Annotated in this window: 12 protein-coding genes and 1 pseudogene; 5 read left to right on the plus strand and 8 right to left on the minus strand. The window is 61.7% G+C overall.

Annotated elements, in window-relative coordinates:
• Positions 1 to 65: 65 nt before the first annotated feature.
• The gene (locus AC3IT6_RS03080; RefSeq protein ID WP_404821821.1) at positions 66 to 833 is read right to left on the minus strand and encodes a methyl-accepting chemotaxis protein; all 768 of its coding nucleotides are present in this window, start codon (positions 831 to 833) and stop codon (positions 66 to 68) included.
• 138 nt (positions 834 to 971) lie between these two features.
• Positions 972 to 2,345 (minus strand): annotated as a pseudogene (locus AC3IT6_RS03085) (cache domain-containing protein); the annotation flags it as partial.
• Positions 2,346 to 2,457: 112 nt separating this feature from the next.
• Between AC3IT6_RS03085 and AC3IT6_RS03090 the strand changes: the two are divergent.
• A complete protein-coding gene (locus AC3IT6_RS03090) occupies positions 2,458 to 3,351 on the plus strand; it encodes a PA4780 family RIO1-like protein kinase (protein WP_150727786.1) in 894 nt (297 codons plus the stop codon).
• A 270-nt stretch (positions 3,352 to 3,621) separates the two neighbouring features.
• Here the strand turns inward: AC3IT6_RS03090 and cueR are convergent, their stop codons facing one another.
• The 3 genes from cueR to AC3IT6_RS03105 all read right to left on the minus strand — a co-directional run bounded on the left by cueR (position 3,622) and on the right by AC3IT6_RS03105 (position 7,011).
• A complete protein-coding gene (gene cueR, locus AC3IT6_RS03095; RefSeq protein WP_008050350.1) occupies positions 3,622 to 4,035 on the minus strand; it encodes a Cu(I)-responsive transcriptional regulator in 414 nt (137 codons plus the stop codon).
• On the minus strand, positions 4,032 to 6,425 hold the full coding sequence (locus tag AC3IT6_RS03100; RefSeq protein ID WP_489354257.1) for a heavy metal translocating P-type ATPase: 2,394 nt from the start codon (positions 6,423 to 6,425) through the stop codon (positions 4,032 to 4,034). The genes cueR and AC3IT6_RS03100 overlap by 4 nt, the downstream gene beginning before the upstream one ends.
• A gap of 205 nt (positions 6,426 to 6,630) precedes the next feature.
• Positions 6,631 to 7,011, minus strand: coding sequence for a hypothetical protein (locus AC3IT6_RS03105; protein WP_489354258.1), 381 nt, complete (start codon positions 7,009 to 7,011; stop codon positions 6,631 to 6,633).
• A gap of 148 nt (positions 7,012 to 7,159) precedes the next feature.
• On the opposite strand from AC3IT6_RS03105, the gene AC3IT6_RS03110 reads away from it, so the two are divergent.
• Together AC3IT6_RS03110 and AC3IT6_RS03115 are read left to right on the plus strand one after the other, a co-directional pair.
• A complete protein-coding gene (locus AC3IT6_RS03110; protein WP_150727782.1) occupies positions 7,160 to 7,357 on the plus strand; it encodes a cation transporter in 198 nt (65 codons plus the stop codon).
• Between the two features lie 90 nt (positions 7,358 to 7,447).
• Positions 7,448 to 8,644, plus strand: a complete 1,197-nt coding sequence (locus AC3IT6_RS03115) for a multidrug effflux MFS transporter (RefSeq protein ID WP_223448311.1) — start codon at positions 7,448 to 7,450, stop codon at positions 8,642 to 8,644.
• Between the two features lie 8 nt (positions 8,645 to 8,652).
• Here AC3IT6_RS03115 and AC3IT6_RS03120 read toward each other — a convergent pair whose 3' ends face one another.
• On the minus strand, positions 8,653 to 8,826 hold the full coding sequence (locus tag AC3IT6_RS03120; RefSeq protein WP_223448310.1) for a hypothetical protein: 174 nt from the start codon (positions 8,824 to 8,826) through the stop codon (positions 8,653 to 8,655).
• 254 nt (positions 8,827 to 9,080) lie between these two features.
• The gene (locus tag AC3IT6_RS03125; protein WP_489354259.1) at positions 9,081 to 10,094 is read right to left on the minus strand and encodes a zinc-binding alcohol dehydrogenase family protein; all 1,014 of its coding nucleotides are present in this window, start codon (positions 10,092 to 10,094) and stop codon (positions 9,081 to 9,083) included.
• Positions 10,095 to 10,218: 124 nt separating this feature from the next.
• Between AC3IT6_RS03125 and AC3IT6_RS03130 the strand changes: the two genes are divergently transcribed.
• Together AC3IT6_RS03130 and AC3IT6_RS03135 are read left to right on the plus strand one after the other, a co-directional pair.
• Positions 10,219 to 11,148 carry a LysR family transcriptional regulator gene (locus AC3IT6_RS03130; RefSeq protein WP_489354260.1) on the plus strand — a complete coding sequence of 310 codons (930 nt, stop codon included), beginning with the start codon at positions 10,219 to 10,221 and terminating at the stop codon, positions 11,146 to 11,148.
• Positions 11,149 to 11,464: 316 nt separating this feature from the next.
• Positions 11,465 to 12,199 carry an ArsR/SmtB family transcription factor gene (locus AC3IT6_RS03135; protein ID WP_489354261.1) on the plus strand — a complete coding sequence of 245 codons (735 nt, stop codon included), beginning with the start codon at positions 11,465 to 11,467 and terminating at the stop codon, positions 12,197 to 12,199.
• Positions 12,200 to 12,254: 55 nt separating this feature from the next.
• On the opposite strand, the gene AC3IT6_RS03140 is transcribed toward AC3IT6_RS03135, so the two are convergent.
• The gene (locus AC3IT6_RS03140) at positions 12,255 to 13,208 is read right to left on the minus strand and encodes an adenosine deaminase (RefSeq protein ID WP_150727777.1); all 954 of its coding nucleotides are present in this window, start codon (positions 13,206 to 13,208) and stop codon (positions 12,255 to 12,257) included.
• Between the last annotated feature and the right edge of the window lie 29 nt (positions 13,209 to 13,237).

Here is a 13,237-nt window from a genome sequence, read left to right on the forward strand (position 1 = left end):
GTTGACTGCCATACCGCTTTCGCGAGCAAGCCCGCTCCCACAGGGATTGGTGGTGTGTCGGCTGATCAGGTACGAAACCTGCGCACCAAGCCGTCCAGCTCATTCGACAACCCGGCCAGGCTCTGGGAGTCGAGGCGCGCCGAGTTGGCCAGCTCCGCCACCAATTGCGCATCGCCATGGATCTGGCTGATGTGCCGGTTGATGTCTTCGGCCACTTGATGCTGTTGTTCCGCCGCCGTGGCGATCTGGGTGTTCATGTCGCGGATCACGTCCACCGACTCACGGATCTGCCCGAAGCTGTTGCGCGCCTCGCCGATGCGCGTCACCGATTGCTGGGACACTTCCAGGCTGGCGTGCATCTGTTGGGTCACCTGGCTGGTGCGTTTGGCCAGGTTGCCCAGCAGTCCGTCGATTTCCGCCGTGGAGTCGGCCGTGCGCTTGGCCAGGGCCCGCACTTCGTCGGCCACCACGGCAAAGCCGCGTCCCTGTTCACCGGCCCGGGCCGCTTCGATCGCGGCGTTCAGCGCCAGCAGGTTGGTCTGTTCGGCGATCGAGCGGATGGTCCCCAGGATCGACTGGATGTCGTTGCTGTCGCGTTCGAGCTGTTGCATCGACTGGGCCGACTGTTCGATTTCCTGGCTCAGGCGATCCACGCTGCTCACCGCCGCATCGATCTGCTGCTGACCTTCGCGCGCCTGGCGCTGGCCACTGTCGGCAGACTCCGCCGCCTGGCTGCAAGAGCGCGCGACTTCGTTGGCGGTGGCGACCATTTCGTGGAACGCCGTGGAGACCATGTCCACCGCTTCACGCTGGCGTCCGGCGGCTTCGGCCATGTCGCTGGAGACCTGGGTCGAACTCTTGGACGTGGCGAGGATCTTGCCCGCCGCGCCGCCGATGTTCTGGATCAGGTTACGAATCGCGGTCAGGAACTGGTTGAACCAGTTGGCCAGTTGCGCGGTTTCATCGTTGCCACGGATTTGCAGGTTCTGGGTCAGGTCGCCTTCGCCCTGGGCGATGCCTTCCAGGCCGCTGGCCACGCTGCGGATCGGGCGCACGATGAGGCTGGCAAAACTGGCGCCGACGACGGCGAAGACAACAGCCAGGACGGCGGCGATGATGGCGATCAACCAGGTCAACTGGGTCGCGGAGCTCATCACGTCGTCCTGTTTGATCAGGCCGATGAAGGTCCAGCCCAATTGCTCCGATGGCCAGACGTTGGCCATGTAGTGCTCGCCGTTCAGCTCCACTTCCACCAGGCCCTTGCCGGCCTTGGCCAGTTGCGCGTAGCCGTCGCCAAGGCTGTTCAGCGGTTTGAAGTTGTGTTCCGGTTGTTTCGGGTCCACCAGGACCATGCCGGTGTTTTCCAGCAGCATCAGGTAGCCGGTTTCACCGAGCTTGATCTGCTTGACGATTTCGGTGAGCTGCTTGAGCGTCACATCGATGCTGACCACACCGCCGTTGGTACCCAGCTTGTTGTCGATGGTGCGCACGGTGCTGACGTAGGTCGCATCATCCTGGGCCCAGTAGTAGGCCTCGGTGCGGAACGGCTTGCCCGGTTTGGCCTGGGCGGCCTTGTACCAGGGGCGCTGGCGCGGGTCGTAGTTATTAAGCTTCGGATCATCCGGCCACGACACGTAGCCGCCCGCCGCTGTGCCGAGGATGGCATAGGCGTAGGCCGGGTGGCTGTTGCCCAGGTCCTGGAGCAGGGCGAAGACTTTTTTGTCCGCCTCGCCTTGGGGGACGCTCTCGGCGTTGGCGGCCATGTACGTCTTGAGGCTGTCGTCGGAGTTTCGGATCAGCGGCTGCCTGGCCAGGTAATCGACGTTCTGGCTGATGCCGTCAAAGAACAACTGCATGGCGTTGCTGACCTGACGAATCTCGCGGGCACTGCCGTCGACGAATTCGTCCCTGGCATCACTGCGCAGGTTCAGCACAACGAGGGTGGCGACCAGCACCACGGGCAGGCAGGCGATGATTGCAAACGCCCAGGTCAACTTCTGTTTGATGTTCATCCGCGCTCCAGATTTTCTTGTAGGCCCACGCAGTGCAGATGACTCGCGGTTTATTGGCAGGCGTAAACGTTCTTGGTCAACCCGGGTCCTTGAGTGCGGCATCGCTATTATTGGGGGAGCGATTGTCGGACAAATCACTTTGTCACTAAGGACTTCGGCTGTTGTCGGAGGAAATTGAGGCCCGTTGGGAAAAATCCTACGGAAGGTATGAATGGTGGTGTCAGCTTCTGTCGCAATTGCCCTCAATGCCCTTGCACAACAAGTGACGCAGGCTCGGCTATGATCTGGAACGACCATGGCGGTCGTCGGTTTTACTTGATGAAATCGGTACATTGTGTGCTTCTGCAATGTTCATAAGTCGGCAACCCCTCCCCCCGGTGAGTGGATTGCCGTATAACGAATGACTTTCGCGTGTTTGGTAATAAAGGACCCACAATAAAAGCTGATGAAGACTCCAAAACGCATTGAACCCCTGATCGAGGACGGTCTGGTCGACGAGGTGCTGCGCCCACTCATGAGTGGTAAAGAAGCAGCTGTTTATGTGGTGCGCTGCGGCAACGAGTTGCGTTGCGCGAAGGTCTACAAGGAGGCGAATAAACGCAGTTTCCGTCAGGCGGCCGAGTACCAGGAAGGCCGCAAGGTACGCAACAGCCGGCAGGCCCGTGCGATGGCCAAGGGCTCCAAGTTTGGCCGCAAGGAAACCGAGGACGCCTGGCAGAACGCCGAAGTGGCGGCGCTGTTCCGTCTGGCCAACGCCGGTGTGCGGGTGCCCAAGCCGTTCGACTTCCTCGAAGGCGTGCTGCTCATGGAGCTGGTGGCCGACGAGTACGGTGATGCCGCGCCGCGCCTGAACGATGTGGTGCTGGAGCCGGACCAGGCCCGCGAGTATCACGCGTATCTGATTTCCCAGATCGTGCTGATGCTGTGTACCGGTCTGGTGCACGGCGACTTGTCCGAGTTCAACGTGCTGCTGACGCCGACCGGTCCGGTCATCATCGACCTGCCGCAGGCGGTGGACGCGGCGGGCAACAACCACGCGTTCAGCATGCTGGAGCGGGATGTGGGCAACATGGCGTCCTACTTCGGGCGGTTTGCACCGGAGTTGAAGAAGACCAAGTACGCCAAGGAAATGTGGGCCTTGTACGAGGCCGGCACCTTGCACCCGGCCAGTGTCCTGACCGGCGAGTTCGCCGACACGGAAGAGCTGGCCGACGTGGGCGGAATCATGCGCGAGATCGAGGCCGCGCGCCTGGATGAAGAGCGCAAGCAAGCCGTGCGCGCGGCGGACGATGCTCCGCCGGGCAAGACCGAAGAGCCGCCTCCACCGTGGATGCAGTGATCGGTTAAAGGAAAACCCGGCTTCGGCCGGGTTTTTTGTGGGTATCTACTTGCAAACACTGGAGAACTAATGTGGGAGCGGGCTTGCTCGCGAAAGCGGTGTGTCATGCAACATTGATATCGACTGATACGACGCCTTCGCGAGCAAGCCCGCTCCCACAAGGATCGAGGCTGCCCAAACATGCTTCATACATCCACAAATCCCTGTGGGAGCGGCGGTGCGGCGATCCGACTTGCCCGCGAAGGCGTCAGTACATCCAGCATCAATGTTTCAGGTGCGAACCGGTTCAGCGCAACACCCCGACTCCAGATTCTTCAGAATCGGGCAATCCGGCCGATGATCGCCCTGACAGTGCTCAACCAGGTCCTGCAAGGTGTCGCGCAACTGGCCCAACTCGCGGATCTTCTGGTTCAACTCATCGATGTGCTGGCGGGCCAACGCTTTCACATCGGCGCTGGCGCGCTGGCGGTCTTGCCATAGGGTCAGCAACTTGCCGACTTCTTCCAGAGAAAACCCCAGGTCCCGCGAGCGCTTGATGAACGCCAGCGTGTGCAGGTCGTCATCGCCGTACACCCGGTAACCGCTGTCGGTGCGATGGGCCGCCTTGAGCAGGCCGATGGATTCGTAATAACGGATCATCTTTGCACTCAGGCCACTGTGGCGGGCCGCTTGGCCGATGTTCATCGGTTGTCCTCCAGGTCCTTGGGTTTCCAGGTTTTCAACAGTAGCGCATTGCTCACTACGCTGACGCTCGACAATGCCATGGCCGCACCGGCCAGCACTGGATTGAGGAAGCCGAACGCCGCCAGCGGAATGCCGATCAGGTTATAGACGAAGGCCCAGAACAGATTCTGGCGAATCTTGGCGTAGGTCTTGCGACTGATCTCCAATGCGGCTGGCACCAGTCGCGGATCGCCGCGCATCAGGGTGATGCCGGCCGCATGCATGGCGACGTCGGTGCCGCCCCCCATGGCGATGCCTATATCGGCGGCGGCCAGTGCCGGGGCGTCGTTGATGCCGTCGCCAACCATCGCCACCACGCCGGTTTGTTTCAGTGCGGCGACCGTGGCGGCTTTGTCTGCCGGCAGCACTTCGGCATGCACATCGTGGATGCCCAGCGCCTCGGCCACCACCTTGGCGCTGCCGCGATTGTCGCCGGTCAGCAGGTGGCTGCTGATGTTCCGTGCGCTGAGTTGTTGCACCGCTTGCAGCGCGCCGGGCTTGAGGGTGTCACCGAAGGCGAACAGGCCCAGCACGCGGGGTTCGGGGGATTGCTCGATCAGCCAGGACAAGGTCCGGCCTTCTTTTTCCCAGTCGGTCGCCGAGTCGGCCAACGGCCCGGCATTCAAGTCGCTGTCCTCCAGCAGGCGACGATTGCCCAGCGCCAGGCGACGCCCTTCGAGGTTGCCGGCGATGCCGCGGCCGGTCAGGGATTGGCTGTCGCTGACATCGGCCACCTTCAATCCACGCTCGGCACAGGCATCCAGAACAGCCTTTGCCAACGGATGCTCACTGCCGCGTTGCAGGGCGCCGGCCCATTGCAGCAGGCTCGCCTCATTCCCGTCGATGGCACTCAGATGAGCGATGCGCGGGGCGCCGGAGGTCAGGGTGCCGGTCTTGTCGAATACCACCGCGCTGACTTCATGGGCACGCTCCAGTGCTTCGGCGTCCTTGATCAGAATCCCGTAGCGTGCCGCCACGCCGGTGCCGGCCATGATCGCCGTCGGCGTGGCCAGGCCCAGGGCGCACGGGCAGGCGATCACCAGCACCGCCACGGCGTTGATCAGCGCGGTTTCCATCGGCGCGCCGTACAGCCACCAGCCGATCAGGGTGGCCAGGGCAATCAGCAGTACAGCGGGTACGAACACCTGGCTGACTTTATCCACCAGTTTCTGGATCGGCGCTTTTGCGGCCTGGGCGTCTTCCACCAGACGGATGATCCGCGCCAGCACGGTTTCCGCACCGAGGGCCTGGGTACGCACCAGCAACCGGCCTTCACCGTTGATCGCGCCACCGGTGACTTTGTCGCCGGGCTGCTTGGGCACCGGCAGGCTCTCGCCGCTGATCAGGGCTTCGTCGGCGTGGCTCTGGCCTTCAACCACTTCGCCGTCCACCGGGAAGCGTTCGCCGGGTTTGACCATCACCAGGTCATTGAGGCGCAGGGCGCTGATGGCGACGTCTTGCTCGTGGCCATCGATCACCCGGATCGCCCGTTCCGGACGCAAAGCTTCGAGGGCACGGATGGCGCTGGCGGTCTGGCGCTTGGCGCGGCTTTCCAGGTACTTGCCCAGCAGCACGAGGGCGATCACCACCGCCGAGGCTTCGAAGTACAGATGCGGCATGCGCCCGGCGGCGGTGGCCCATTCGTACAGGCTCAAGCCATACCCGGCGCTGGTGCCCAGGGCGACCAGCAGGTCCATGTTGCCGGCTCCGGCGCGCACGGCTTTCCAGGCGGCGACGTAAAACCGTGCACCGAAGATGAATTGCACCGGCGTGGCCAAGGCAAATTGCACCCAGGCCGGGAGCATCCAATGCACGCCGAATGGCTGCAGCAGCATCGGCAATACCAGCGGCAAGGCGAGGGCAATGGCGATGATCAAGGCCAGGCGTTCGCGATGCAGGCGCTGTTGCTGATTGTCGGTAGGCGGGTGTTCGGCTTCCCAGACGCTGGCGCTGTAGCCAGCCTTTGTCACAGCGGCGATCAAGGTCTGCGGTTCGATCTGGCCAAGCAGTTCTAGGTGGGCGCGTTCGTTGGCCAGGTTGACGCTGACACTTTTCACTCCGGCAACCTTGCCCAGCGCACGTTCGACGCGACCGACGCAGGATGCGCAAGTCATGCCGTCGATGCTCAATTCCAGGCTCTGTTGCGGCACGCTGTAGCCGGCCTTGGCCACGGCATCCATCAAGGCCGGCAGGCTGTCGCTGGGTGCCTGGACCCGCGCCTGCTCAGTGGCGAGGTTGACGCTGACGGCACTGGCGCCAATGACTTTGCTCAAGGCGCGCTCGACCCGCCCGGCGCAACTGGCGCAGGTCATGCCGGCAATCGGCAGGTCGAACGTGGTGGATTCGGACATCGGTCGCACTCCCTGTAGTAGATGACCACAGGATCAACCTTGCCATGCTGGCAAGGTCAAGTGCCAATCTTAAACGTGCCACTGATCTAATGTGGGAGCGGGCTTGCTCGCGAAAGCGGTGTGTCAGGCAAAATTGATGTCGACTGACACGACGCCTTCGCGAGCAAGTCGGATCGCCGCACCGCCGCTCCCACAGGGATTTGTATCAGTAGCCGAGTCCTGCGCGCTTGAGGTACATCCCTTCCTGCGTCATCGCGATCCGGTACTTGAGCACATCCCCGGCCTTGAGCTGGATATCCTGCGAACCCGGCGCGAGCATGCCCGGATTGCAACCCGGGACCTGGCCCGGCAGCAGTTTCAGGCGTAGCGATACAATGCCCGGCGGCAGGTTGAACGAGGTGCTCTGTTCCTGAAACAGCCGCGCCGCCAGTTGATCCTGGATGTACACACCGATTTCGCAACTGGTCGCGACTTCCAGGCGCTCGCGGGAAATGATCAGCACGCCATAATCCTGAGCGGCATTGACCGAAGGCACGGCGGCGAAAAGGCTGAGAAAGCCAAACAGGCTGAAAACTGACCAGCGCATGGCTGAATCTCCTGAGTTCGAGTCATTGATGGACGCAGCTTGGCCGAGCGTCGCCCCGATTGCCAGCCCGGCAGCTAGCTTCAGAACTTGACCTTGCCATGGTGGCAAGCTCGAAACTGGGTTCAACCCTCGGAAAAGGAGTCATCCCATGCAAGTGTTCAACGTTGAAGGCATGTCTTGTGGCCACTGCGTCAAGGCCATCACTCAGGCGGTCCAGGCCAAGGACCCCGCGGCCAGTGTGCGGGTCGATCTGGCGGCCAGGGAGGTCGGTGTCGAAAGTGCGCTGACCGCCCAGCAAGTGATCGAGGCGATCAGCGAAGAGGGTTACGGCGTCAAACTGGCCTGAATTTGATAGTTAGCGAGCTACCGGAATGTTCAAGGCGTCCATGCGCGGCTAGACTGTCGGGCTGCCGACTTCTGCCCCACTGGATGCCTGATGAACTTTCGTACCATTCTGATTCTCGGCGCCTTGAGCGCTTTCGGTCCGCTGGCGATCGATTTCTACCTGCCGGCCTTCCCGGCCATGGCCCTGGCTTTCGGGACGGACGAAAATCACGTTCAGATGACGTTGGCGGCGTATTTCCTCGGCTTGTCCATCGGTCAGTTGGCCTATGGCCCGGTGGCGGATCGTTTCGGGCGACGCATTCCGTTGCTCGTCGGTGTCGGCCTGTTCACCGCTGCATCCGTAGCATGCGCTTATGCGCCGAACCTGGAATGGCTGATCGGCGCGCGTTTCATCCAGGCGTTGGGCGGTTGCGCGGGGATGGTGATTTCCCGGGCGGTGGTCAGCGATAAATGTGATGCGGTGGGTTCGGCGAAAGTCTTTTCGCAGTTGATGCTGGTGATGGGACTCGCCCCCATCCTCGCGCCATTGCTGGGTGGGTTGTTGGTCAACACCACAGGCTGGCAGTCGATCTTCCTGGCCTTGACCGGTTTCAGTGCGCTGGCGGGGCTGGCGGTGGCGGCGGGATTGCCGGAAAGCATGCCGGCCCACATGCCGCGTCAACCGCTGTCGGGTGCGCTGCGTCAGTACGGCCGGTTGCTGGCCGACCCGATATTTCTTGGCCATGCCTTGACCGGGGGCATCGCCATCGCCGGGATGTTTGCCTACATCGCCGGTTCACCCTTCGTGTTCATCAAACTCTATGGCGTCCCGGCTGAACATTTCGGCTGGCTGTTCGGCGCCAATGCGGCAGGTTTCATTTTGGTGGCGCAGGTCAACGCCCGCTTGCTGGCCAAACGTGGCCCGGCGTTTTTGCTGGCGCGCGCCGTGTGGGTTTACCTGGCGGCCGGACTGACGCTGTTCGCGGTCAGCTCCCTGCACACCGCTCAACTGTGGCCGGTGTTGCTCCCGTTGTTCGTCTGCATTGCCAGCCTCGGCTGCATCCTGCCCAACGCCTCGGCCTGTGCGATGAACGGGCAGGGCGCACGGGCCGGCAGCGCGTCGGCGCTGCTCGGTTGTCTGCAATTCAGCGTGGCTGCCGGCGCCTCTGCGCTGGTGGGTGTGCTGCACGACGGCAGCGCCGTGCCGATGGCCATGGTCATCAGCCTGTGTGGATTTCTGGTGGTGAGCGCGGCCGTGCTCACCCGGCGTTTGCAAAATGCCCGGGCGCTGGCGCAAGCCCAGGTTTGAGGCCGGAGTCAGCCGGCTGCACGCTGCGGGAGGAGGACGGGAATCTGGTGAGGGGCCTGGATGCGGGCTTCAAGAGTACGCGTGAAAGCGCGAGCTTCTGCTTCGCTGCGGAACGTCACAGCATGTTGGTCTAAGCGAACTTGCCACTGGGACTTTGCCAGTTCTTTTATCAGGATCTTCATAGCCGATCTCCTCTCGCAAAAGATGTCTCGTAAAAGATGTCTCGTAAAAGACGTTACGCAAAAGAATGCCTCGCAGGAGATTCGATTGTAGTCCCGTATACGGTCACCATTGTGACAAGGATCAACTGTCTGACTGACGGTTTGTAACTAAAAAAAACACGGGTTTTCGAGGGCGTCCGCAGAGGTTGTCGGCGGCCGGAACTACCCGGTCGCCGAAGGAAAACATGAAATCAGCGATGGTTTTTTTCAGCGTTTCAGAACCCTTCCAGCACAATTTTGCCCTTGGTTTTGCCACTCTCCAGCAGGGCATGGGCACGGCGTAAGTTGGCTGCATTGATTGTGCCGAAGTGTTCGCCCACCGTGGTTTTCAGGGTCCCGGCATCGATCAGCCAGGCGACGCGATTGAGCAGGTTGTGCTGCTCGATCATGTCCGCGGTTTCAAACAGCGAACGGGTGTACATGAACTCCCAGTGCAGTGACAGGCTCTTGCGCTTGAGCTTGGTTACGTCCAGCGACTTGGGATCATCGATCAGCGCCAGTTTGCCTTGGGGTGCCAATGCCTCGACCAATTGGTCCAGGTGCTGGTCGGTTTGCGTCAGGCTGGCAACGTGGGTGACCTGATCCACGCCGGCACGTTTGAGTGCTTCGCTCAGTGGCTGGCTATGGTCGATCACCAGATCGGCGCCCAGTTCCTTCACCCAGCTTTGGGTCTGCGCACGCGAAGCGCTGCCGATGACTTTCAGGGCCGTCAGTTGGTGAGCGAGTTGCGTAAGCATCGAGCCCACGCCACCCGCCGCGCCGACGATCAACAGGCTCTGGCCTTCGTCGGTTTTGCCTTCGCGCACTTGCAGGCGCTCGAACAACAGCTCCCACGCCGTGATCGCGGTGAGTGGCAGGGCAGCGGCCTCGGCGAAACCCAGGGTCTTTGGCATGTGGCCGACGATGCGCTCGTCCACCACATGCAACTCGCTGTTGCCGCCCGCACGCGCGATGGAGCCGGCGTAATACACCTTGTCGCCGGCCTGGAACAGCGTCACCTCACTGCCCACCGCCTTGACCACACCGGCCACATCCCAACCCAACACCTTGGCCGCGCCACCTTCGGGCTGAACGTTCTGGCGCACCTTGGTGTCGACCGGGTTGACCGAGATGGCTTTGACTTCTACCAGCAAGTCGCGGGGGCCGGCGACCGGGTCCGGCAATTCGATGTCTTGCAGAGCCTTGTCGTCACTGATCGGCAACGAGGCGTAGTAGGCAATGGCTTTCATGGGCGGCTCCGGAACACTAATAAAGAAGAGATTCGATGGGGCAGATGATTGGCTATTTCTCCTGAAGATAAAACCGGCTAAAAGAGCAGTCTCTTTCAATATTTTTTTGATAATCGGTGCTCTGATGCTGCGTTTCGATGACTTGCAGTTGTTTGTCCGGGCGGCGGACCTGGGCAGCCTGTCCGCCGCCGCGCGGGGCATGGACATGTCGGCGGCGGTGGCCAGCGCGGCGCTCAAGCGCATCGAACAACAGCTCGGCGCCCGATTGTTGGCCCGTTCGACCCGCAGCCTGCGCCTGACCGCCGAAGGCGAGGGCTTTCTCGAATACGCCCGTGCGGCCCTGAGCAATCTCGACGAGGGCCGGCGATTGCTGGCCAGTGGTCAGGACCAGGTCAGCGGGGTGCTGCAACTGTCGGCGCCATCGGACTTTGGCCGCAATCTGCTGCTGCCCTGGCTCGACGAGTTTCAACGCGAGCATCCGAAACTCACCGTGCGCCTGCTGCTGGGGGACCGCATCGCCGATCTGTTTCGTCAACCGGTAGACATTGCACTGCGCTACGGAGAACCTGAGGACTCCAGCCTGGTGGCGCTGCCCATCGCCCCGCAGAACCGCCGGGTGCTGTGCGCCGCTCCCGGCTATCTGGCCCGGCATGGCGAGCCGCGGCATCTGGAGCAACTGGCACAGCACAATTGCCTGTTGTACATGCTCGGCAGCCGGGTCCACGATCACTGGAGTTTTCACGACGGCAAACGCGAAGTCAGCCTGACCGTCAGCGGCGATCGTTTCAGTGACGATGCCGATGTCGTGCGCCTTTGGGCCGTGGCAGGTGCCGGGATCGCTTACAAGTCCTGGCTCGATGTGGCCGCCGATGTACTGGCCGGCCGCTTGACGGTGCTGATGCCGGAGCTGCTCTGTGAGCGCGCACCGTTGAATCTGTTGTGCGCCCATCGCGCACAATTGAGTAAGCCGGTGAACCTGTTGCGTGAAATGCTTGCCAGACGATGCGCGCTTTTGAGCAGTCAATTTCCGGGCTTTGCGGAAATCGATCATTAGTCGCCCAAAAAAAGAGAAATTTCCCTCAGGAACGATCACCACCTACGCCGGGCGGAGGAAAGGATCCGCCGACCAACCCGAATATACTAACGCCCTCATCATGTACGTAGCGTCGATCCCCCAATGGCGGGACCACGTACGAGTCGGCCCGGCTGCACGGTCAACCTTCTGGCCTTCGCAGCATCGGCCAGGCAGCGCTAATGAGTGAGCAAGACGTTGCCGGGCTTATGGCAGTTTCCACGGATTGGCCGACGACACATTACTGGTCAAGATTTCTCTGGGCAGTAGACGAATCGATTCAACAGGGAGTGAATACATGGAACATGCACCTTGCATCAGCCAGATCGCCACATTGCTGGCTGACCCAAAGCGCAGCGCAATGATGTGGGCCTTGATGGATGGTTCGGCGCGAACAACCGAAGAGTTGGCATTGCTGGCCAGCCTGTCACCGTCTTCGGCCAGTGCACACCTGGGACGTTTGTCCGCTGGAGGTCTGTTGAGGGTTGAAAACCGCGGCCGCAAACGCTTCTTCCGCCTGGCCGCTCCCGAGGTCGGGGCGGCAATCGAAGCACTGGCCAGCGCGACCTTCGCCAGCGCACCCCAGGATATTCCGGACGTGTTCAAGCGTAATGCGCCTCTGGTCAAACCCCGGGCGGTGCGTTCGCCATTGTTGAGTGCCCGGCTGTGCGAGGATCACTTGGGGGGCACCCTGTCCGCCGATCTGTATCAGCGACTGCTGGAAGCAGGCTGGATCGAACATTTTGATCAGCGGGTCACGGTCACGCTCAAGGGCGCGACGGAGTTGGCGGCACGGGGCGTGTTCATCCAGGCGCTGGCTCATCACAACGGCAGGGTTGCCTGCGCGTGCCCTGACTGGAGCGAAAGACGCCCGCACTTGGGCGGCTCGCTGGGCGCGGCACTGTTGCAGTTGTTCATGCAGTCGGGGTGGCTGAGCCTGTCCAACGATTCCCGAGCCTTGCAGGTGACGGCCTCGGGGCAACGCGAAATTCATCGCTTTGCCCAGGAAACCGAGTTGGAGATGGCGCTTTAGTGCACCAGTGCGGGAGCGAACGCAATCGCTCCCGCGGGGCTTGGGGCGCTGAACCTTACGGTTTCACCAATCGCGCATCGAGGCTGTTCTGCGCCAGGCGCTTGGCCTGATCCTGGGTCATGCCCAGGTGGGTGTGCAGCGCATGGAAGTTCTCGGTGACATAACCGCCGAAGTACGCCGGGTCGTCGGAGTTCACGGTCACTTTCACGCCGCGTTCCAGCATGTCGAGAATGTTGTGCTGCGACATGTGATCGAACACGCAAAGCTTGGTGTTCGACAACGGGCACACAGTCAGCGGGATCTGCTCGTCGATGATTCGCTGCATCAGGCGCTCGTCTTCGATGGCGCGCACGCCATGGTCGATGCGCTGGATTTTCAACAGGTCGATGGCTTCCCAGATGTACTCCGGCGGGCCTTCTTCACCGGCGTGGGCGACGGTCAGGAAGCCTTCGTGACGGGCACGGTCGAACACACGCTGGAACTTGCTTGGCGGGTGGCCCATCTCGGAGCTGTCCAGGCCCACGGCGACGAACGCATCGCGGAACGGCAGCGCCTGGTCGAGGGTTTTCTGTGCTTGGTCTTCGCTCAGATGGCGCAGGAAGCTCAGGATCAAACCACTGGTGATGCCCAGTTGCTGCTCGCCATCCTTGAGTGCGGCGGCGATGCCGTTGAGCACCACTTCGAACGGGATGCCACGGTCGGTATGGGTCTGCGGGTCGAAGAACGGTTCGGTGTGAATCACGTTCTGCTCTTTGCAGCGCAGCAGGTACGCCCAGGTCAGGTCATAGAAGTCCTGGGACGTGCGCAGCACATCGGCACCCCGGTAATACAGGTCGAGGAACTCCTGCAGGTTGTTGAAGGCATACGCCTTGCGCAAGGTTTCGACGTCGTTCCATGGCAAGGCAATCTTGTTGCGCTCGGCCAGGGCGAACAACAGCTCGGGTTCCAGCGAGCCTTCCAGGTGCAGGTGCAATTCGGCCTTGGGCAGGGCGTTCAGCCAGTCGTACATAATTCTTTTCTCATCAGGTGCAATGGTCG

It is taken from the genome of Pseudomonas sp. KH_017 (assembly GCF_057840285.1).